The 20,651-nt window shown below is 36.0% G+C and carries 20 protein-coding genes and 1 tRNA gene; 15 read left to right on the forward strand and 6 right to left on the reverse strand.

Annotated elements, in window-relative coordinates; all coding sequences use genetic code 11:
- Positions 1–97: 97 nt before the first annotated feature.
- The 5 genes from comE to rlmH form a co-directional block, all read right to left on the reverse strand.
- Entirely contained in the window at positions 98–862 is a 765-nt protein-coding gene (gene comE, locus AX677_RS00780; RefSeq protein ID WP_002899424.1) for a competence system response regulator transcription factor ComE, read from the reverse strand.
- Between the two features lie 5 nt (positions 863–867).
- Positions 868–2,202, reverse strand: coding sequence for a competence system sensor histidine kinase ComD (gene comD / locus AX677_RS00785; RefSeq protein ID WP_002905685.1), 1,335 nt, complete (start codon positions 2,200–2,202; stop codon positions 868–870).
- A 27-nt stretch (positions 2,203–2,229) separates the two neighbouring features.
- Complete coding sequence (locus AX677_RS00790; protein WP_002905686.1) at positions 2,230–2,337, reverse strand: competence protein; 108 nt, start codon at positions 2,335–2,337, stop codon at positions 2,230–2,232.
- A gap of 180 nt (positions 2,338–2,517) precedes the next feature.
- Positions 2,518–2,591: transfer RNA gene (locus AX677_RS00795), tRNA-Arg, on the reverse strand.
- A 42-nt stretch (positions 2,592–2,633) separates the two neighbouring features.
- Positions 2,634–3,113, reverse strand: a complete 480-nt coding sequence (gene rlmH / locus AX677_RS00800) for a 23S rRNA (pseudouridine(1915)-N(3))-methyltransferase RlmH (protein ID WP_060975824.1) — start codon at positions 3,111–3,113, stop codon at positions 2,634–2,636.
- Between the two features lie 203 nt (positions 3,114–3,316).
- On the opposite strand from rlmH, the gene AX677_RS00805 reads away from it, so the two are divergent.
- From AX677_RS00805 to AX677_RS00825, 5 genes are all read left to right on the forward strand, one after another.
- Positions 3,317–4,504 carry a S1C family serine protease gene (locus AX677_RS00805; protein WP_060975825.1) on the forward strand — a complete coding sequence of 396 codons (1,188 nt, stop codon included), beginning with the start codon at positions 3,317–3,319 and terminating at the stop codon, positions 4,502–4,504.
- A 63-nt stretch (positions 4,505–4,567) separates the two neighbouring features.
- Entirely contained in the window at positions 4,568–5,329 is a 762-nt protein-coding gene (locus tag AX677_RS00810; RefSeq protein WP_060975826.1) for a ParB/RepB/Spo0J family partition protein, read from the forward strand.
- Between the two features lie 213 nt (positions 5,330–5,542).
- The gene (gene dnaA, locus AX677_RS00815) at positions 5,543–6,895 is read left to right on the forward strand and encodes a chromosomal replication initiator protein DnaA (protein ID WP_060975827.1); all 1,353 of its coding nucleotides are present in this window, start codon (positions 5,543–5,545) and stop codon (positions 6,893–6,895) included.
- Between the two features lie 158 nt (positions 6,896–7,053).
- Positions 7,054–8,190 (forward strand): DNA polymerase III subunit beta, encoded by a 1,137-nt coding sequence (gene dnaN, locus AX677_RS00820; protein WP_002928609.1) that lies wholly within the window; start codon positions 7,054–7,056, stop codon positions 8,188–8,190.
- A 126-nt stretch (positions 8,191–8,316) separates the two neighbouring features.
- Positions 8,317–8,511: a DUF951 domain-containing protein gene (locus AX677_RS00825; protein WP_002894296.1), complete on the forward strand. Its 195-nt coding sequence runs from the start codon at positions 8,317–8,319 to the stop codon at positions 8,509–8,511.
- Positions 8,512–8,637: 126 nt separating this feature from the next.
- Here AX677_RS00825 and AX677_RS00830 read toward each other — a convergent pair whose 3' ends face one another.
- Positions 8,638–9,129 carry a DUF1307 domain-containing protein gene (locus AX677_RS00830; protein WP_002894297.1) on the reverse strand — a complete coding sequence of 164 codons (492 nt, stop codon included), beginning with the start codon at positions 9,127–9,129 and terminating at the stop codon, positions 8,638–8,640.
- A gap of 166 nt (positions 9,130–9,295) precedes the next feature.
- Here AX677_RS00830 and ychF point away from each other — a divergent pair, with 166 nt between their 5' ends.
- The 10 genes from ychF to ftsH all read left to right on the forward strand — a co-directional run bounded on the left by ychF (position 9,296) and on the right by ftsH (position 20,493).
- Positions 9,296–10,411 (forward strand): redox-regulated ATPase YchF, encoded by a 1,116-nt coding sequence (gene ychF, locus AX677_RS00835; RefSeq protein WP_060975828.1) that lies wholly within the window; start codon positions 9,296–9,298, stop codon positions 10,409–10,411.
- 73 nt (positions 10,412–10,484) lie between these two features.
- Complete coding sequence (gene pth / locus AX677_RS00840; protein WP_002922815.1) at positions 10,485–11,054, forward strand: aminoacyl-tRNA hydrolase; 570 nt, start codon at positions 10,485–10,487, stop codon at positions 11,052–11,054.
- Positions 11,047–14,550: a transcription-repair coupling factor gene (mfd, locus tag AX677_RS00845; RefSeq protein ID WP_060975829.1), complete on the forward strand. Its 3,504-nt coding sequence runs from the start codon at positions 11,047–11,049 to the stop codon at positions 14,548–14,550. Before pth ends, mfd begins: the two co-directional genes overlap by 8 nt.
- A gap of 90 nt (positions 14,551–14,640) precedes the next feature.
- A complete protein-coding gene (locus AX677_RS00850) occupies positions 14,641–14,907 on the forward strand; it encodes an RNA-binding S4 domain-containing protein (protein WP_002931706.1) in 267 nt (88 codons plus the stop codon).
- Positions 14,900–15,268, forward strand: a complete 369-nt coding sequence (locus AX677_RS00855) for a septum formation initiator family protein (RefSeq protein WP_002894303.1) — start codon at positions 14,900–14,902, stop codon at positions 15,266–15,268. Before AX677_RS00850 ends, AX677_RS00855 begins: the two co-directional genes overlap by 8 nt.
- Before the next feature lie 2 nt (positions 15,269–15,270).
- Positions 15,271–15,399: an SP_0009 family protein gene (locus tag AX677_RS09555; RefSeq protein ID WP_082730170.1), complete on the forward strand. Its 129-nt coding sequence runs from the start codon at positions 15,271–15,273 to the stop codon at positions 15,397–15,399.
- Positions 15,392–16,675 (forward strand): serine hydrolase, encoded by a 1,284-nt coding sequence (locus AX677_RS00860; RefSeq protein ID WP_060975830.1) that lies wholly within the window; start codon positions 15,392–15,394, stop codon positions 16,673–16,675. Before AX677_RS09555 ends, AX677_RS00860 begins: the two co-directional genes overlap by 8 nt.
- Positions 16,672–17,949 (forward strand): tRNA lysidine(34) synthetase TilS, encoded by a 1,278-nt coding sequence (gene tilS, locus AX677_RS00865; RefSeq protein ID WP_060975831.1) that lies wholly within the window; start codon positions 16,672–16,674, stop codon positions 17,947–17,949. The genes AX677_RS00860 and tilS overlap by 4 nt, the downstream gene beginning before the upstream one ends.
- A gap of 4 nt (positions 17,950–17,953) precedes the next feature.
- Entirely contained in the window at positions 17,954–18,496 is a 543-nt protein-coding gene (gene hpt, locus AX677_RS00870) for a hypoxanthine phosphoribosyltransferase (RefSeq protein ID WP_032908267.1), read from the forward strand.
- A 17-nt stretch (positions 18,497–18,513) separates the two neighbouring features.
- Positions 18,514–20,493, forward strand: a complete 1,980-nt coding sequence (gene ftsH, locus AX677_RS00875; RefSeq protein ID WP_002894312.1) for an ATP-dependent zinc metalloprotease FtsH — start codon at positions 18,514–18,516, stop codon at positions 20,491–20,493.
- Positions 20,494–20,651 lie beyond the last annotated feature (158 nt).

Here is a 20,651-nt window from a genome sequence, read left to right on the forward strand (position 1 = left end):
CCCGTGTTACCGCCGTGAAAAGGCGGTGTCTTAACCCCTTGACCAACGGACCATATGGTATGCTCTCTTTCAGAACATATTCCATTATATCAGGTTTTTAAGCTTTGTCAACTCTTTTCCCTTTATTTTCGAAAATATCTTTCAGATATTTCACTCTTAAACGAGTGACCGGACAGCGATGATTTTCGTAAAAAATAATTTCTCGATTTTTCTTGTCATAATCAACAATGTTGCCAATATTCACCAGATAAGATTTATGTGGTGAAAAAAATCGTTTAGATTGCTGATCTTTTTCTTGAATATCTGTTATCGTTCCATAAAATTCCTTAAGAAAATTTTTACCGACAATCCGAAGTTTATGAGAGCTCCCTGTCGTTTCGATATACAAAATATCGTTATAAGGCATTCGAACATCATTGCCACGATAACTATATTCAAAATAATCTACCATATTGGTATTTTCAATTAGTGTACTCTTAGTGTAAAGAATACTGTCTTTGATTCTATTTTTAAAAGCATCATTGTTGATATCTTTATCGATAAAATCAAGTGCTGATACTTTATATTTAAAAGTCATAGTAGCAAATTCAGATTTTGAGGTTACAAAAACTATAATGGCATAAGGATTATGATGACGTATAAATTGAGCTACTTCCAGCCCTTTTGTTTCCTCCCCCTTAATGTCAATATCCAAAAAATAAAGCTGGTTAACGTCTCCATTTTCAATATATTTTTTGAATTCTTTTATTTTTCCTGTAACCTGAACCTGGATGTCAATTCCAAGTTCCTCAGCAATTTCTGCTAATGTCGTTTCCATCCTGACTTGATGAGATACGGTATCCTCTAAAACTAACACTTTCATAAATTCTATCTCCTAATTGTTAAAATCTGTGTAAAATTGCTTGGCTCAATTTGTGTATCAAGAGTGATAAATTCATATCTATCTAAAATTTCCTTGATGTTATTCAATCCGTAGCCTCTATTTTCTCCTTTAGTTGAAAACTCTGGCTGATAGAGTTCTTCCAAATCCAATTTTCCTTCTTTACGAGAATTTTGAACAACAAAAATGGTTCTATCATCCAGTTGAACCAGAGAAACATGGACAAATTTTTCCAGGCTGTCAATGGCACTCTCAATAGCATTATTTAATAAAATACTAGCAATTCTGACCAGATCTAACAACTTGATTGGAAGGCGTTCCACTTTATCCTTAACTTCAAAAGTCAGCTGAATCTGATGTTCACGCGCTTGAAAGATTGTCTCAGTCATGACACTCCTTAAAGCTGAATCTCCTACATTATTCAAATCAAAAACTGTATATTTATCTGAACGCAGGTTCAAATTTACATCAGCCAAGACCTCTTGATAAATGTGCTCAATTTCCTTGATATCTCCAGTTTGAATAGCCACTTGCATACTTGTCAGCATGCTAGCATAATCATGACGAAACCCTTTGATTTCATAGTATAATCTCACAATTTCATCAGTATATTCCTGAAGTCGAAGCTGTTCAGATTCTTTTTGACGTAAACGCTCTTCTTTCTCGTATTTCTCACGGCTGTCCTTAAATGTCACCAAAGTAGAAAGAAAGGCCAAGAAACAAATAGTAGCAATCATACTGCTAAAACTGTTGAAATGCCTTATATTACTAATCCAATGAGAGAGATTTAAAATCAGCCAATTCACTGCATATAAACTACTAATCATCAGAATCTGAGATTTAAAGAAACTTCTTTTAAAATAATCTATTCTGAAATCAAAAATATCAATAACCTTTGCCATAAAGAACAAGGATATTAAGTTGATACATGTCAGAAACAAGCCCATGTACTGAGCTACAAAATCATCTCCTAAAACAGATGAAATAATAACTGAAAAGAAAGTAGTAGAGCTATCAATTGACAAACATAAAAAGAAGGAAAGTAAGAAAGATTGGTATCTTTTAATTTTTTCAACTCTACAAAAATACCAAACTAAAAATAGAGGGAGAAAAAATGACAGTGTATATGATGGAATTGTGCTAGAAAATGAAAATATGTGTCCTAAAAAAGCAATTATAAACGGAACTATAATCTCAAGACCAAAGCAAACAGATACAAAAAAGCGAGTATGCTTAATTTTAGTGATTTTTGATAAAATAACTAAAAATGCAGCTACATTAATAAAAGGATGAATAATTAATCCAATTATTTCAAGTGACATAAATTTCTCCCCTAAACTTTAAAATTCTTATCTTCCAAAAATCCAACCCCATGGATTTGGAACACCTCTTAAATCCCAAAAGGTTTGAACAAGTGAATTGCTATTTAAAGCAATTTGAAAAGAATAGATTTTCATAACTATCTCCTATCTTTTTATCTTGTAAGTCACCTTACATTTATCATTATAGAAAAATAGAAAGAGTTAGTGACAATTTTCCCTGAAATGTCATTTTTTATCCCCGAAATGACATTATACCAAAAAAATAGAAGAAAAAAACACGAAATATTGTAAAATATTTCGCATTTTTTACATTTCTGATCTCAGCAGGATTCGAACCTGCGACCGTTCGCTTAGAAGGCGAATGCTCTATCCAGCTGAGCTATGAGACCAATACTATCTCATTCTATCAGAAAATAGGATTGCCGTCAAGATTACTTATGATAAGGACTCCCCTGCTGAATCATAAAAGCTCGATAGATTTGCTCTATTAAAACAAGGCGCATCAGTTGATGAGGTAAGGTTAATTTGCCAAAACTCATTAGAAGATTTGCCCGTTTTTTTACTGCAGGATATAAACCTAAACTTCCCCCAATAACAAAAGTGATATCAGAAAAGCCATGCACTGTAGTATCCATCATGAGCTGACTAAACTTTTCTGACGGAAATTGCTTTCCTTCAATTGCCAAAGCAATAACAAATTCACGCTCATTGATTTTAGCCAGAATTTTATTTCCTTCTTTTTCAAGAATCTGCTGATTTTCTAAATCACTAGCTTTATCAGGTGTTTTTTCATCCGCTAGCTCAACCATTTCCACCTTGCAGAATCGATTGAGACGCTTCATGTATTCAGCAATTCCATCCTTTAAATATTTTTCTTTCAGTTTTCCAACTGTTACAAGTTTTATTTTCATAAGTTTATTCTATCATATTCATCTATACTTCACACTTTATTAACAAGTAAAATTTATCTGGGAATCGGTTAATCTGTGTATTTTCTAATGCCTATCAACAGTTTTTCTAAGTTTTCCACAAGGTGTGGAAAACTTAGAGGATTTAAGTTATAATTAAGTTTAGCTAACTATAATTTCATCAATTGTTATTCGAGGAGGAAAATATGAAAAATACTTCAACTGTCTCTAAAAAGATTTTACTACTTTTTGTAGTATTAATTGTAGGTTTTATCGGAGGAAGTTTAGGGAACTATGCTACTTCATTAATTAACTCTAAACTTCTAAGGACTACTACCCATCCTAATTCAAGCTCAAATACAACTATAAAAACCTCTTATAAAAATTCTACAGATATCTCAGAAGCTGTTAAAAAAATTCAAAACGCTGTTGTGTCAGTAATTACTTATGCCAATTCTTCAACTAGTATTCTGAATGATGAATCCTCTGAGAATGAATCTCAAATCGCTAGTGAAGGTTCTGGTGTAATTTATAAGAAAGATGGAAAATCAGCCTATCTAGTAACAAATACCCACGTTCTTAACGGATCTACTAATGTGGATATCTTATTAACCGACGGTACAAAAGTTCCAGGTGAAGTAGTTGGTTCTGATGTATTCTCAGATATTTCTGTCGTTAAAATTAGCTCTGAAAAAGTAACTGATGTCGCAGAATTTGGAGATTCTGGTTCTCTGACAGTTGGTGAAACAGCAATTGCCATCGGAAGCCCTCTTGGAACAGAATACGCTAACTCTGTAACACAAGGAATTATTTCTAGTTTAGGCAGAAACGTTACGTTACAATCTGAAAATGGTGAAAATATTTCAACAACTGCACTGCAAACAGATGCTGCGATTAATCCTGGTAACTCTGGCGGTCCGTTGATTAATATCCAAGGACAAGTTATTGGGATTACTTCAAGTAAAATTTCTACAAATGGGCAAACCTCTGTTGAAGGGATGGGATTTGCGATTCCATCTAATGATGTCGTAAATATTATCAATCAACTAGAGAAAAATGGAACAGTCACACGTCCTGCTTTAGGAATTCAAATGATGGATTTATCTAATCTGACAACTTCTGATTTTTCTAAATTAAATCTTCCTGCTTCAGTGAAATCAGGTATTCTTGTTCGCTCTGTTCAGCAAGGGATGCCTGCTGATGGCAAGCTTCAAAAAAATGATGTCATTACAAAAGTAGATAACACAGATGTGGAATCCACTAGTGACTTACAATCTGCTCTCTACAAGCATAATATTGGAGATGAGGTAGAAATTACTTATTATCGAGATGGTAAATCTCAAACAGTCAAAATCAAACTCACTAAATCAACAAAAGAATTAAGCTCAAATTAACCTATTTACAAGATTGTCAACACACCTTTACATAATCGTAAAGGTGTGTTATTCTATATACAAATGGAAAACTTTCAATATATTGCACTTAAAGATATTCGAACCAACCCTTATCAGCCTCGTAAAGAGTTCTCACAAAAAAAGATTGAAGAATTAGCGGCATCAATCAAAGAAAATGGTCTCATTCAGCCAATCATTCTTCGGAAATCTTCACTTTTTGGTTATGAAATTTTAGCAGGAGAACGGAGATTTAGAGCTGCCTCTTTTCTTGGCCTAGAAACGATCCCAGCTGTAATCAAAGAATTATCTGATGATGAAATGCTGAAACAGGCTATTATCGAAAATCTTCAAAGAGAAGACTTGAATCCTATAGAAGAGGCTGAGTCTTATCAAAATTTGATTGACAAAGGCTTGACACATGATGAAATTGCTAAAATCATGGGAAAATCTAGACCCTATATCAGCAATATTGTCAGACTTTTACAATTATCCAAAGAAGTTCGTCAAGCTATCAGGGAAGAAGAGATATCTCAAGGACATGCTCGCCTGCTGGTCCCCTTAAAAGAAGAAAAACAGTTACTATGGCTGGAAAAAATCTGTCGAGAAGATTTATCGGTTCGAGCAGTTGAAAAGCTTCTCCAGCAAAAAAAGAGTCTCAAAAAGAAACCTAATAAAGAACTATTTGCTAGATCTGAAGAGGAAAAAATTAAAAAAATTCTCGGTCTAGAAGTTTCTATTCAGTTAAAAAGCCAGAGTAAAGGAAAGCTAATCATTCCTTTTGAAAGCGAAGAAGAATATCAAAGAATTATAAACAGTTTTAAATAAAACTGTTATTTTCTTTTTTAAAAATAACAATATTATCCACTGTTAAATTAATTAGGAAGCTTATTAAAATAAGAAATTTTAGCTTTATTCACATTCTGTGGATAACTTTAGCTAACAATGTGAATTCTTTTCCAGTTCTTGTGGAAAACTTTGAACCTTTATGATAAAATAAGATGCGTATGAATCAGAAAATTATAGAAAAGGAGGGAAGTTATGACCAAAGAACAGGACTTTTGGAATCGTATTTTAGAATTGGCTCATGCTCAGCTAAAACAGACAACTTATGATTTCTTTGTTGCTGAAGCCAAGCTTGTCAAAGTTGAAGAAAAGCAAGCTGTTATTTTCCTGGATAGTCCAGTAAAACAACTATTTTGGGAGCAAAACTTAGTAGGAGTTATTCTTACTGCAGGATTTGAGATTTTTAATGATCAGATTGCTGGAAAATATATTTTTGAAGAAGAAACTAACACTGAAACTCCGAAATCTGCAGTAACCAGTCCTCGAATCAGCACTGTTCAGCCAAGCTTGCCACCTATTGATACTGGCTTAAAGTCAAAATATACCTTTGATAATTTTGTTCAGGGAGACGGAAATATCTGGGCTAAAGCTGCTGCCTTAGCGGTATCTGAGAATCTAGCCACAACCTATAATCCTCTTTTTATCTACGGAGGACCTGGCCTGGGCAAAACTCATTTATTAAATGCTATTGGCAATCAAATTTTAGAAAATATTCCAGATGCGCGTGTCAAGTATATACCGGCTGAAACCTTTATTAACGACTTCCTTGAACATTTAAGATTGGGAGAGATGGATAGCTTTAAAAAAATCTATCGTAGTCTGGATCTTCTGCTAATTGATGACATTCAATCTTTGGGAGGAAAAAAGGTTTCAACTCAGGAAGAATTTTTCAACACTTTCAATGCTCTTCATGGTGAAAATAAACAGATTGTTTTAACCAGCGACCGCAGTCCTGATCATCTGGACAATTTGGAAGAACGCTTGGTAACACGTTTCAAATGGGGATTAACTCAGAATATTACACCGCCAGATTTTGAAACACGAATTGCAATTCTGCGAAACAAAATAGAAGATTTGGATTATATTTTCCCGAATGATACCTTGGAATATCTTGCAGGACAATTCGACTCCAATGTCCGCGACTTGGAAGGCGCTTTGAATGATATCAGTCTCATCGCTAGAGTTCGACATCTAAAAGAAATCACTATTGATATCGCAGCAGAGGCTATTCGAGCACGCAAGCAGGATTCAAGCCAGGTAACAGTTATCCCGATTGATAAGATTCAGTCTGAAGTTGGGAAATTCTATAGTGTTAGTGTCAAAGAGATGAAAGGTAGCCGCCGAGTACAAAATATCGTTTTAGCTAGGCAGGTAGCTATGTATCTGACTCGTGAGCTGACTGACAACAGTCTGCCTAAAATTGGTCGTGAATTTGGTGGGAAAGACCATACGACCGTTATCCATGCACATGGAAAAATCAAAACCATGATTGAGTCAGACGACAATTTACGTTTAGAAATTGAAAGCATCAAAAATAAAATTAAATAGCGTGTGGAAAACTACAGAATTTTTTCAAAACTTATCCACACTTTGTGAACAAGTCTCAAAACTTGTTAGAATAAGGACGAAGCTATTTTTCCACATAATTCACACAAACTACTATTACTATTAATCTTATAATCATAAATAAATAAAAAGGAGATCCCATGATTCATTTTTCTATTAATAAAAATCTCTTCTTGCAAGCTTTAAATACTACTAAAAGGGCTATCAGCCATAAAAATGCAATTCCTATTCTTTCTACTGTGAAAATCGATGTTACCAAAGAAGGAATCACCTTAATCGGTTCAAATGGTCAAGTGTCAATTGAAAACTTTATTTCTACTCAAAATGAAAATGCAGGCTTGCTTGTCAACTCAACAGGCTCAATTTTATTAGAAGCAACTTTCTTTATTAATGTTGTTTCTAGCCTGCCAGATATTATTTTGGATTTTAAAGAAATTGAACAAAAACAAATCGTCTTGACTAGCGGCAAATCAGAGATTACCCTGAAAGGAAAAGACGCTGACCAGTATCCACGAATCCAGGAAATTTCTGCCAGCAATCCCTTGGTTCTTGAAACAAAAATTCTCAAAGATGTCATTAACGAAACAGCCTTTGCAGCCAGTGTTCAGGAAAGCCGTCCAATTTTGACTGGTGTTCACTTTGTTTTGACAGATAACTGTTCTTTGAAAACAGTTGCGACAGACTCCCACAGAATGAGTCAAAAGAAAATTACTCTGGAGAAAAACGGAGATAATTTTGACGTAGTCATTCCAAGTCGCTCTTTACGTGAATTTACGGCTGTTTTTACCGATGAAATTGAAACGGTAGAGGTTTTCTTTGCTAACAATCAAATTCTTTTCAGAAGCGAAAATATCAGCTTCTACACCCGCCTCTTGGAAGGAAATTATCCAGATACAGATCGTTTGATTCCAACTGAATTTACGAGTGTCCTTACTTTTAATACTTCTGATTTACGTGCAGCTATGGAACGCGCTCGTCTCTTGTCTAATGCTACACAGAATGGAACAGTTAAACTGGAGATTGCAGGAGGTATTGTCAGTGCCCATGTAAATTCACCAGAGGTTGGCCGTGTTAACGAAGAAATTGATACAGAAAGTGTAACTGGCGAAGATTTGACCATTAGCTTTAATCCAACTTATCTGATTGATGCTTTGAAGGCCATTGACAGTGAAAAAGTAACGATTAGTTTTATCTCATCCGTTCGTCCTTTCACCTTGGTACCGAGTGAAGACACAGAAAACTTTATTCAGCTGATTACACCTGTCAGAACTAATTAAGATGAAAAGCAGTGAGCCAAGTTAAAGATTTTTACTTCTTGGTCCTAAGGTCTTTTCATTTACAAAGTACGATAGATGCTTAAGTTTTCTTCCTGGACAATGATAGTTCCTTGAAAGGAGAAAAAAATGTATGAAATTGGTCATTTTGTAGAGATGAAAAAGCCACATGCCTGCACCATTAAAGCGACTGGGAAAAAGGCGAATCGCTGGGAAATCACAAGGGTTGGTGCAGATATCAAAATTCGTTGTACCAATTGTGAACATCTTGTAATGATGAGTCGTCACGATTTTGAAAGAAAAATGAAGAAAATAATAGATTGAACTAAAAAATCATCGTAAATGCTATTGTAGAAAACTAAGTTGCATTGCTGAAGATTAGATTTAGATTTTTTTCTGATTTTTCAATCAAAAATGGATAGGACTTAAAAAGTCCTATCCATTTTGCTTTTATTTAAGATCTTCAAATTTACCGTCTTTAACTTCTTTATAACCTGCTTTTTCAAGTAATTTAGCAGTTTCTTTATAGCTGATATAATCCGCTTTTTGATTACCAGATGTTTGAAGAAGCTGTTTACTTTGTAGTTCTTCAATATCAGCTTTACTGAAATCAATTGTCAGTTTTTCAGTTAAATAATCATCTTTGTACTCGATTTTATGAGTTAATCCTTTGATACCCTCAATAGATTTAGCATAGGCTTCTGTCTGCTCTTTAGCAGTGTCTTTTGTCAAGCCAACTGGTTTATAGTAGAAGGTGTTGTTTGTTTCGTTTATAAGAAGCTCATCACCTTTGTATTCAACAGTGATGCGGCTATCTTGCTTAGTATTTTGGTCAATCAGCTGGAAATAAGCTTTTTTAGGACTGCTGCAGGCAGCTAAAACAAATAAAGCGGAAACCGCAAGGAAAGAAAGAAAAAGTGTTTTGAAAGTATTCTTTTTCATTAGGGACTCCTTTAATAAGAATATTAGCTATATTATACCATTTTTTTCTTCAATTTATTTTACATTTTTGTAAAGAAAGCTAGAAAAAATAACTTAAATCCGCTGTTTAGGATAAGGATTTATGGTATAATGGTTTGGATTGAAAAGATGAATGGAGAAGATAAGAATGGCTTTGACAGCAGGAATCGTTGGTTTACCCAATGTTGGTAAGTCAACTTTATTTAATGCAATTACAAAAGCAGGTGCAGAAGCAGCTAATTACCCTTTTGCGACAATTGATCCAAATGTCGGGCGGGTAGAAGTTCCGGATGCACGTTTGGATAAATTAACAGAACTCATCAAACCACAGAAGAAAGTCCCAACAACCTTCGAATTTACTGATATTGCTGGAATTGTGAAAGGTGCTTCAAAAGGAGAAGGACTAGGGAATAAATTCTTAGCCAATATCCGCGAAGTAGATGCTATCGTCCATGTAGTGCGTGCCTTTGATGATGAAAATGTCATGCGGGAACAAGGTCGTGAGTCTGAATTTATAGATCCAATGGCTGATATTGAGACCATTAATCTAGAATTGATTTTAGCAGACCTAGAAAGTATCAATAAACGCTATGCGCGTGTAGAGAAGATGGCTCGTACTCAAAAAGATAAGGATTCAGTGGCAGAATTTAATGTTTTACAGAAAATTAAGCCTGTCCTAGAAGATGGTCTGTCAGCTCGCACAATTGATTTCACAGAAGAAGAGCAAAAAATTGTCAAAGGGCTCTTTCTCTTAACGACTAAGCCAGTTCTCTATGTGGCCAATGTCAGTGAAGATGAGGTGGCTGATCCAGATAATATTGACTATGTGAAGCAGATTCGTGAATTTGCAGCTACAGAAAATGCTGAAGTTGTTATCATTTCAGCGCGTGCAGAGGAAGAAATTTCTGAATTGGACGATGAAGATAAGTCAGAATTTCTGGAAGCTATCGGCTTGACAGAATCAGGTGTGGATAAACTGACCAGAGCAGCTTATCATCTGTTGGGACTTGGAACCTACTTTACAGCTGGTGAAAAGGAAGTGCGTGCTTGGACCTTTAAGCGTGGAATGAAAGCTCCGCAAGCAGCTGGCATTATTCACTCAGACTTTGAAAAAGGCTTTATTCGAGCAGTCACTATGTCTTATGATGACCTAGTGCACTATGGTAGCGAAAAAGCAGTTAAAGAAGCTGGACGTTTGCGCGAAGAAGGAAAAGAATATATCGTTCAAGATGGCGATATTATGGAATTTAGATTTAATGTGTAAAGTATTTGTAAAGTTTAAAAATTCTAGGTTGGAAAATTTTTTCCAGCCCTTTTGGCTTTTATAAAGGAGAAAAATGGTAAAGTTAATAGTCGGTCTGGGAAATCCAGGAGAAAAATATATCGAAACCAAGCATAATGTTGGTTTTATGCTAGTTGACAAGATTTGTAAAGACCTTGATTTAAAGTTTACAGCTGATAAAATCTTTCAAGCAGATATCGCCTCTACTTTTCTAAATGGTGAAAAAGTTTATTTTGTCAAACCAACTACATTTATGAATGAGAGCGGAAAGGCTGTTCAAGCTTTACTGGCATACTATGGTTTAGATATAGAGGATTTATTGGTCATCTATGATGATTTGGATATGGAAGTTGGTAAGATTCGTTTGCGCAGCAAGGGTTCAGCTGGCGGCCATAACGGCATTAAATCTATTATCAAACATATTGGAAGTCAAGAGTTTAAACGGATAAAGATAGGTATTGGTCGTCCAAAAGAAGGCATGACAGTGGTCCAACACGTTCTAGGAAAATTTGATAAAGATGCTTATATAACAATTTTGAATACTCTTGATAAAGTTGACAATGCTGTAAATTATTATTTACAGTCAGGCAATTTTGAACAAACAATGCAGAAATACAATGGATAATAAAATGAACCTGATTGACTTATTTTGTCAAAACCAGCAAATTTCAGATTGGAAGAAAAATCTCCATAAAAGCAGCAGACAGTTGATAATGGGACTGTCTGCATCAACAAAAGCAATCACTATAGCGTCTGGATTAGAAGAATCAGAGAAAATCCTTGTGCTGACTTCTAGTCAAAATGAAGCAGATCGTTTGGCTAGTGATTTGATTTCTTTGTTGGGAGAAGACAAGGTCTATACTTTCTTAGCAGATGATACTCCTATAGCAGAATTTGTTTTTGCTTCACAGGAAAAAATATTTTCGAGATTAGATGCTCTAAACTTTTTAATAGACCATCAAAAGTCTGGAATTCTAGTTACTAATGTCGCAGCCAGCAAATTACTCTTGCCTGATTCTATTGATTTTAAAACAACCAATATAAATTTGACAGTTGGACAAGAATATGACCTAAATAATCTTGTAAAGATGTTGTCAAGATCTGGATACAAGAAGGTGTCTCAAGTTTTAAGTCAGGGAGAATATAGTCTAAGAGGAGACATCTTAGACATTTTTGAGCGCTCAGCAGAGGCACCTTATCGCCTGGAGTTTTTTGGTGATGAAATTGATGGTATTCGGATTTTCAATCCAGAAAATCAAACTTCAATTGATAACATAGAAAGTATTTTGATTAAACCTGCTTCTGATATCCTGCTTTCTGAGAAAGATTATGCTCGAGGACGGGAAAATCTGGAAGCTATTTTAGAAAAAGCTGTTGATCCTGCTTTGAAATCTTACTTAGAAGAGCTACTAATAAGTGCCAAAGAGGAGTTCCATCATGCAGATATTCGTAAATTCCTTTCTTATTTTTATCAGAAAGAATGGACTATTTTAGACTACTTGCCTGTTCATAGTCCTGTGTTTTTTGATGATTTTCAAAAAATTGTGGATCGGCATGCTCAATTTGAACTGGAAACAGCGGGCTTATTGACAGATGATTTACAAAAATGTAAAGCTTTGTCAAGTCAAAAATATTTTGCAGATAAGTACCAAGATTATCGTCAATATAAACCAGCCACTTTCTTTTCAAGCTTTCAAAAAGGTTTGGGAAATCTGAAATTTGATGCTTTGTATCAATTCAATCAGTATCCAATGCAAGAATTTTTCAGTCAGTTTCCCTTGCTCAAGGAAGAAATTAATCGTTATAAAAAATCTGGCTATACAATAATCTTACAAGCAAATTCTTTGGTAGGTTTACAAAATTTACATAAAAATTTACAGGAATATGATATTCATTTAGACTATATAAAAGAGGCTGAGATTCACAAAAATGCAGTTCAGCTTATAGAAGGAAATCTTGTTCAGGGTTTTAATTTCGTAGATGAGAAAATTGTTCTTATTACAGAGTACGAAATTATTCACAAGAAAATAAAACGAAAAATCCGGCGACAGAATATCTCAAATGCCGAACGACTGAAAGATTATAATGAGCTAGAAAAAGGGGATTATGTTGTCCATAATATTCATGGGATAGGACGTTATTTGGGAATAGAAACGATTGAAATATCTGGTGTCCACCGTGATTATCTGACGATTCAATATCAAAATTCTGATCGTATTTCGATTCCTGTTGACCAGATTGATCTCCTATCAAAGTATGTTGCCAGCGATGGAAAAACACCTAAAGTAAATAAGCTAAATGACGGTCGCTTCCAGAAGAGTAAGCAAAAAGTTCAGCATCAGGTTCAGGATATTGCGGATGATTTGATTAAACTATATGCTGAACGCAGCCAGCTAAAAGGTTTTGCTTTCTCAACGGATGATTCTAATCAAGAGGAATTTGACAATGATTTTCCTTATGTTGAAACAGAGGACCAGCTAAGAAGTATTCAAGAAGTGAAGAAGGATATGGAAAGCAGTCGTCCGATGGACCGCCTCTTAGTTGGTGATGTCGGCTTTGGGAAAACAGAAGTAGCTATGCGGGCTGCTTTTAAAGCTGTCAACAATCATAAACAAGTAGCTGTATTAGTGCCAACAACGGTTTTAGCCCAGCAGCACTATACTAACTTTAAAGAACGCTTTAATGATTTTGCGGTCAATGTCGAGGTACTCAGCCGTTTCAGGAGTAAGGCAGAACAAAAACAGACTTTGGATAAGCTGCAGAAGGGACAGGTTGACATTATCATTGGAACCCACCGACTATTATCCAAAGATGTAGAATTTGCAGATTTAGGTTTAATTATCATTGATGAAGAGCAGCGTTTTGGAGTTAAACATAAGGAAACATTAAAAGAATTGAAAAAGAAAGTTGATGTCCTGACCTTGACAGCAACTCCTATTCCTCGAACTCTTCATATGTCTATGCTGGGGATTCGCGATTTGTCAGTCATTGAGACCCCACCTACCAATCGTTATCCTGTTCAGACCTATGTTTTAGAAAGCAATCCTACAGTGATTCGAGAAGCTGTCTTACGTGAAATAGACCGAGGTGGACAGGTTTACTACCTTTACAACAAGGTTGACACAATCGAACAGAAAGTTTCAGAATTAAGAGAGTTAATCCCAGAATCTTCTATAGGTTATGTTCATGGCCAAATGAGTGAGATTCGTTTAGAAAATACTTTACTGGACTTTATCAATGGAGAATATGATATTTTGGTGACCACAACCATTATTGAAACTGGGGTTGATATCCCCAATGCCAATACTTTGTTTGTAGAAAATGCTGACCATATGGGGCTGTCAACCTTGTATCAACTTCGTGGACGGGTTGGCCGCAGCAATCGGATTGCCTACGCTTATCTAATGTACAGGCCAGATAAGATCCTAACAGAAGTTTCTGAAAAGCGTCTAGAGGCTATTAAGGGATTTACAGAGTTAGGTTCTGGATTTAAGATTGCCATGCGAGATTTGTCTATTCGAGGGGCTGGCAATATTCTAGGAAGTATGCAATCTGGCTTTATTGATTCTGTTGGTTTTGAGATGTATTCACAGCTTCTAGAAGAAGCTATTGCTAAAAAGCAGGGGAGAGAAAATAAACGTCAAAAGAGCAATGCAGAACTTAATCTGCAGATTGATGCCTATCTGCCTAGTGACTATATTTCTGATGAAAGACAGAAGATTGAAATTTACAAAAGAATTCGTGAGATTGACAGTCGTGTAAACTATGAAAATCTACAAGATGAATTGATTGATCGTTTTGGGGAGTATCCTGATGTTGTAGCCTATCTGTTGGAGATTGGACTTGCTAAGTCCTATTTAGATCAGGCTTTTGTAAAGTCAGTGGAACGCCAGCAGAATGCAGTAATTATTCATTTTGAGAAGATTTCGCAGCAGCTTTATCTGACGCAGGATTATTTTGAAGCACTTTCGATGACGAATTTAAAAGCTCGAATTGGTGAAAAAAATGGCTTGATTGAAGTGATTTTTGATGTGAAGAACAAGAAAGATTATGAGATTTTAGAAGGTCTGGTTAATTTTGGAGAAAAGATGCTGGAAATTAAACAGCGCAAGGCAGAATAAAGGTTACAATTCAGTGAAGTTTGGCTTTTTAAGCTCTATTTTTCTCAAAAAATGGTAGAATAATAAATTAAGAGAAAATGAGGTAATAGGATGAGATTAGATAAATATTTGAAAGTGTCACGGATTATCAAGCGACGTCCAGTGGCTAAAGAAGTAGCTGACAAGGGTCGGATAAAAGTGAACGGTATCTTGGCCAAGAGCTCAACAGATTTGAAAGTGGATGACTTGATTGAAGTACGCTTTGGTAATAAACTCTTGACTGTAAAGGTTCTGGAGATGAAAGACAGTACCAAAAAAGAAGATGCAGCTAAAATGTACGAAATTGTCAGTGAAACAAGGATAGAAGAAGATGCCTAAAAATATCGTCCAACTCAATAATCGTTTTATTCAAGATGAAAATCAACGCCGCAGATATGTGGATCAGGAACGGCGGAAACGCAACCGTTTTATGGGCTGGGTTCTGATTTTGGTGATCCTCTTATTTATTCTACCTACCTATAATTTGTACCAGAGTTATCAAACCTTGCTGCAGCGTCGTGAACAGTATTCTAAACTGAAGGAGAAATATCAGACGCTCAGCGAAGAAAAGGTCTATCAATCTGATATAGCAACAAAGTTAAAAGATGATAGCTATGCTGCTAAGTATGCACGCGCTAAATACTCTTTTTCAAAAGAGGGTGAGTACATTTATACTATCCCAGATTTATTACCACAGTAGTTATGGAAGATTTACTAAAAACAATTGAGCAGTTCTTGGAATTTTCAGATGAGAAATTGGAAGAACTGTCTGAAAAAAATCAAACTTTAAAACTTCAAGAAAATCAAGAGGAAAGGGGAAAAAATGCGTAAGTTTTTGTTACTGATATTTTTGCTGCCAGCTTTATTTAGCAGTATCACAGTTATTAGTACCGAAAAAGATTTCGTATTAGACGAGGAAGAAAAATATCATTTTACAAGCACTGCGTATGGACGCTATTATGATAGCATCCCGACAAATCCTAATGTTTATGAAGAAACTCCTACATTTACAGATTCTACTCTGAGTAAGACTGCTGGAAAGCTAGTTCCAGACCAGCCAATCCAGATAACAGGATTTTATGTAAATGAAGAAGGAGTCCCGATTTTCAAGCTGAAAAATGGGCAGTTTGTGATAGCGGATAAAAATACAATTTACGAAGATACTGTCCAGTCAATCGAAGATATCCATCAAGAAATGTGGCTGAAACCCGGCTTTACTCTTTATGATAAAGCCAATATCAACGGAGCTAAAAAAATCAATACAACATTAGCTCCATATACCAAAGTAAACATTGTTCAAATTGTTCAGACAGTCAAAGGAACTTATGCCCAGATTGAAGGACAGGGCTGGGTTTCTATGGAATTTCTGGATGAAACTGATAATCGAATGGACAAAGTTCAAGAAATTTTGAGTAGTAAGTACAACAAGGCGGACTACTCTATCTATGTGAAGCAGCTGGACACAGGCAAAGAAGCAGGTATCAATCAAGATCAAGAGATGTATTCGGCCAGTGTGACAAAACTACCTTATCTTTACTATGTGCAGGAACAGCTGGATCAGAAAAAACTTTCGTTAGATCAGAAGTTCAAGTATATTGGAGCAGTTAATGATTTTGCTGGTGCTTACGAACCGGAAGGAAGTGGCAGCATTGCTAAGTCAGCTGATGATAAGGAATATTCGGTTCAGGATTTGATAAATCGAGTGGCCAAAGAATCAGATAATGTCGCTCACAATATTTTAGGATATTATGCGACCAATCAATCTGATAAAAATTTTCAGCAGACGATCAATAAAATAGCTGGAAAGAAATGGGATGTGGAAGAAAGACAAGCATCTTCACGTATGGCTGGAAATGTTTTGGAAGCGATCTATGAGCAAAATGGCATGATTATCGATGCTTTGTCTCAGACAAATTATGATAATCAGCGGATTTCTAAAAATATAGATGTTAAAGTGGCTCATAAAATTGGTGACGCCTATGATTTCAAGCATGATGCTGCGATTGTCTATGCAGATTCCCCTTTTATCATTGTCATTTTCACTAATAATTCAACCTACGATAACATTTCCCAGATAGCAGACGATGTCTATGGAGTCCTGAAATGATTAAGCAAGAATTTCTTAAAAAAATGCAGGAGAAAAAGTATTTCCAAGACCATCAAAAAGTTTTGGTTGCTGTATCAGGTGGACTGGATTCTATGACGCTGCTGCAGCTGTTGATTGATTCTCAAAAAGAACTGGCTATCGAGCTTGCGATTGCTCATGTCAACCACAAACAGCGGCCAGAGTCAGATCAAGAAGAAAAGGCATTAGTAAAGATTGCGGAACAGCTTGGTGTAAAGATTTTTACATCAAGTTTTTCTGGTAATTTTTCAGAAAATGCTGCTCGGCAGTTTCGTTATGATTTTTTCGGGAAAGTGATGCAGGAGGGGCACTATACAGCTTTGGTAACTGCCCACCACGCAGATGACCAAGCTGAGACTGTTTTTATGCGGCTGCTACGTGGAGCTAGACTTCGTCATCTGTCCGGCATGAAAGCTGTCCAGTCTTTTGCTTGTGGGGAGCTGATTCGTCCTTTGCTTACTTTTCGTAAGTCAGATTTTCCAGATATTCAACATTTTGAAGATAGCAGTAATTTTCAAAATGACTATCTCAGAAATCGAATTCGCAATCTTTATCTGCCGGATCTAGAAAAAGAAAATCCACAATTTAAGGATTCTTTGCGGTATCTGGGAAAGGAAATTGAAGATTGGCAGACCGCTTTGTCTCACTTGACCAGTGATTTAGATATAGAAAATATCCAAGTCTTTCATCAGCAAATCCCTCAAGTTCAACGTTTTCTATTGCAGAACTATCTTGAAAACTTTCCTGGTCTGAATCTGAGCAAGCAGCAGTTTGAGGAGGTTTTAAACATCCTGCGGACTAAGGCCAATTATCAGCACACTTTGAAAAAAGACTATGAGCTTGTTAAAGATTACCAGCGTTTTGAAATTAGAAAAATCAGTCGTAAGCCCGATTTAAAAATGGATTCAATTTTGTTAGAATTTGAGAACCTGATTGAGTTTGGGCATTATCGATTTTCATTTGGGATTCCTTTGAGTGGTGAAAATATTCAGAAAATTTTTGTTTCGCGTGAAACTTCTCTGACACTTCGCTTCCGAAAAGAGGGAGATAGTATTTTGCTGAATGATCATCACAAGAAACTTAGTCGTCTTTTTATTGATAAGAAGGTTTCTTTTGAAGAACGGAATTCATCTGTAGTAGTTGAACAAAATAATCAAATTTTAGCGATCTTAAATATTGCTATCAGTGATTTGAGTAAGGCATTAAAAAGTGATATAATGAGTACTGTACTTTATATTCAGAAAATAGATGGGTAAAATTATGCTAGAACAAGATATCAAAAAAATATTGATTTCCCATGATGAAATCGTGGATGCTGCAAAAAAGCTTGGTCAACAATTAACCAAAGACTACCAAGGTAAAAATCCAATTTTTGTTGGAATTTTAAAAGGTTCCGTGCCTTTTATGGCTGAGCTAATCAAGCATATTGACACACATATTGAGCTTGATTTTATGTTGGTTTCTAGCTACCATGGTGGTACTGCTAGCTCAGGTGTTATTAATGTTATTAAGGACATTGATCAAGACATTACAGGACGTGATATCCTTTTTGTTGAGGATATTATTGATACTGGTCAGACTTTGAAAAATCTGTGCAATTTGTTTAAGGAAAGAAATGCTGCATCAGTAAAAATTGCTACACTTTTGGATAAACCAGAAGGCCGTGTTGTTGAAATTGATGCAGATTATACATGTTTCACAATTCCAAATGAATTTGTTGTTGGATATGGATTAGATTACAATGAGAACTATCGTAATATTCCATATATTGGTATTTTGAAAGAAGAAGTTTATACAAAATAAAGGTTTACTATTAATAGATGAAAAATAAGCAAAACAATGGTTTTATAAAAAATCCATTTCTCTATATTCTGATTATTGTTGTCCTAGTGACAGGGTTTCAGTATTTCTTCTCAGGAGATACTGGCGGTCGCAGTCAACAAATCAATTACACAGAATTAGTGAAGGAAATTAAGGAAAATAATGTCACAGAGATGAGCTACCAGCCAAATGGCAGTGTCGTCGAGATTTCAGGTACTTACAAAACACCTCAGGAATCGAAAGAAGATACAGGGATTTTATTTTTCACTCCAAACATTTCTAAAGTAGAAAAATTCACAAGTATTATTTTACCGTCAGATATTACAATTTCTGATTTACAAAAATTAGCCTCTGAGCATAACACTGAAATCAGCATAAAGCGCGAAAGTTCAAGCGGAATGTGGATTACAATCCTCACTTCCATCGTTCCTTTTGTGATTGTCATCTTCTTCTTTATGTCCATGATGAATCAAGGTGGTGGCGGCGGTGCTCGCGGTGCCATGAATTTCGGGCGCAATAAAGCGCGTGCTGCTAACAAAGAAGATATTAAGGTTCGTTTCTCGGATGTAGCTGGTGCTGAGGAAGAAAAGCAAGAGCTAGTAGAAGTTGTTGAGTTTTTGAAAGATCGGAAACGTTACACCAAGCTAGGTGCTCGTATTCCTGCTGGTGTTCTTCTAGAAGGTCCTCCAGGAACTGGTAAAACTTTGCTTGCTAAGGCAGTTGCTGGGGAAGCTGGAGTTCCTTTCTTCAGTATCTCAGGTTCTGACTTTGTAGAAATGTTTGTTGGGGTTGGAGCAAGTCGTGTCCGTTCTTTGTTTGAAGATGCGAAAAAAGCAGCCCCTGCTATTATCTTCATCGATGAAATCGATGCAGTCGGTCGTCAGCGTGGTGTTGGCCTTGGCGGTGGTAACGATGAGCGGGAGCAAACCCTCAATCAGCTCTTGATTGAAATGGATGGTTTCGAAGGCAATGAAGGAATAATTATCATTGCGGCTACTAACCGTTCAGATGTATTGGATCCAGCTTTGCTGCGTGCTGGCCGTTTTGACAGAAAAGTGTTGGTCGGCCGTCCTGATGTTAAAGGTCGGGAAGCTATTCTTCGTGTTCATGCTAAGAATAAGCCGCTGGCTAAAAATGTTGATTTGAAACTAGTTGCTCAACAGACACCAGGTTTTGTTGGTGCTGATTTGGAAAATGTCTTGAATGAAGCTGCTTTGGTTGCTGCTCGTCGTAACAAGAAAGTCATTGATGCAGATGATATTGATGAAGCAGAAGATCGGGTAATCGCAGGACCTTCTAAGAAAGATAAGATGGTGTCTGAACGTGATCGTCAAATGGTTGCTTATCATGAAGCTGGACATACTATTGTTGGTTTGGTATTGTCAAATGCGCGTGTCGTACATAAAGTAACCATCGTCCCTCGTGGACGTGCTGGTGGCTATATGATTGCCCTGCCTAAGGAAGACCAAATGCTTCTATCTAAAGAAGATATGAAAGAGCAATTAGCTGGTCTTATGGGTGGTCGTGTGGCTGAAGAGATTATCTTTAATGTTCAAACAACAGGTGCTTCTAATGACTTTGAACAGGCAACTCAGATGGCCCGCAGTATGGTAACAGAATATGGAATGAGCGAAAAACTTGGTCCGGTTCAATACGAAGGAAACCATGCTATGTTTGGTGCAGCCAGTCCTCAAAAATCAATTTCAGAACAGACAGCATATGAGATTGACGAAGAAGTAAGAGAACTTCTTAATGAAGCTCGTAACAAAGCTGCAGAGATTATTCAGTCCCATCGTGAAACTCATAAATTGATTGCCGAAGCGCTTCTTAAATATGAAACTTTGGATAGCAATCAGATTAAATCATTGTATGAAACTGGCAAAATGCCAGAAGAGTCTGAACTTGAATTAGACAAAGAAGCTCATGCACTTTCTTATGATGAAATTAAAACGAAAATGGAAGAAAAAAGTTCTGAGTAGAAGAAGTTGGAGAAATTCCAACTTTTTTCTCTTTTTCTGAAATAATTATTGACAAAGGAAGAAAAGCTGATATAATGGAATATGTTCTGCAGAAGGACAAGAAATGGTCCGTTGGTCAAGGGGTTAAGACACCGCCTTTTCACGGCGGTAACACGGGT

The organism is Streptococcus sp. CCH8-C6 (assembly GCF_001557225.1).
Taxonomy (GTDB): Bacteria; Bacillota; Bacilli; order Lactobacillales; family Streptococcaceae; genus Streptococcus; species Streptococcus sanguinis_C.

Excerpts from the sequence above, each read along its gene's own strand:
- comE (WP_002899424.1), bottom strand. The coding sequence starts at position 862 with ATGAAAGTGTTAGTTTTAGAGGATACCGTATCTCATCAAGTCAGGATG.
- comD (WP_002905685.1), bottom strand. The coding sequence starts at position 2,202 with ATGTCACTTGAAATAATTGGATTAATTATTCATCCTTTTATTAATGTA.
- AX677_RS00790 (WP_002905686.1), bottom strand. The coding sequence starts at position 2,337 with ATGAAAATCTATTCTTTTCAAATTGCTTTAAATAGCAATTCACTTGTT.
- rlmH (WP_060975824.1), bottom strand. The coding sequence starts at position 3,113 with ATGAAAATAAAACTTGTAACAGTTGGAAAACTGAAAGAAAAATATTTA.
- AX677_RS00805 (WP_060975825.1), top strand. The coding sequence starts at position 3,317 with ATGAAAAATACTTCAACTGTCTCTAAAAAGATTTTACTACTTTTTGTA.
- AX677_RS00810 (WP_060975826.1), top strand. The coding sequence starts at position 4,568 with ATGGAAAACTTTCAATATATTGCACTTAAAGATATTCGAACCAACCCT.
- dnaA (WP_060975827.1), top strand. The coding sequence starts at position 5,543 with ATGACCAAAGAACAGGACTTTTGGAATCGTATTTTAGAATTGGCTCAT.
- dnaN (WP_002928609.1), top strand. The coding sequence starts at position 7,054 with ATGATTCATTTTTCTATTAATAAAAATCTCTTCTTGCAAGCTTTAAAT.
- AX677_RS00825 (WP_002894296.1), top strand. The coding sequence starts at position 8,317 with ATGTATGAAATTGGTCATTTTGTAGAGATGAAAAAGCCACATGCCTGC.
- AX677_RS00830 (WP_002894297.1), bottom strand. The coding sequence starts at position 9,129 with ATGAAAAAGAATACTTTCAAAACACTTTTTCTTTCTTTCCTTGCGGTT.
- ychF (WP_060975828.1), top strand. The coding sequence starts at position 9,296 with ATGGCTTTGACAGCAGGAATCGTTGGTTTACCCAATGTTGGTAAGTCA.
- pth (WP_002922815.1), top strand. The coding sequence starts at position 10,485 with ATGGTAAAGTTAATAGTCGGTCTGGGAAATCCAGGAGAAAAATATATC.
- mfd (WP_060975829.1), top strand. The coding sequence starts at position 11,047 with ATGGATAATAAAATGAACCTGATTGACTTATTTTGTCAAAACCAGCAA.
- AX677_RS00850 (WP_002931706.1), top strand. The coding sequence starts at position 14,641 with ATGAGATTAGATAAATATTTGAAAGTGTCACGGATTATCAAGCGACGT.
- AX677_RS00855 (WP_002894303.1), top strand. The coding sequence starts at position 14,900 with ATGCCTAAAAATATCGTCCAACTCAATAATCGTTTTATTCAAGATGAA.
- AX677_RS09555 (WP_082730170.1), top strand. The coding sequence starts at position 15,271 with ATGGAAGATTTACTAAAAACAATTGAGCAGTTCTTGGAATTTTCAGAT.
- AX677_RS00860 (WP_060975830.1), top strand. The coding sequence starts at position 15,392 with ATGCGTAAGTTTTTGTTACTGATATTTTTGCTGCCAGCTTTATTTAGC.
- tilS (WP_060975831.1), top strand. The coding sequence starts at position 16,672 with ATGATTAAGCAAGAATTTCTTAAAAAAATGCAGGAGAAAAAGTATTTC.
- hpt (WP_032908267.1), top strand. The coding sequence starts at position 17,954 with ATGCTAGAACAAGATATCAAAAAAATATTGATTTCCCATGATGAAATC.
- ftsH (WP_002894312.1), top strand. The coding sequence starts at position 18,514 with ATGAAAAATAAGCAAAACAATGGTTTTATAAAAAATCCATTTCTCTAT.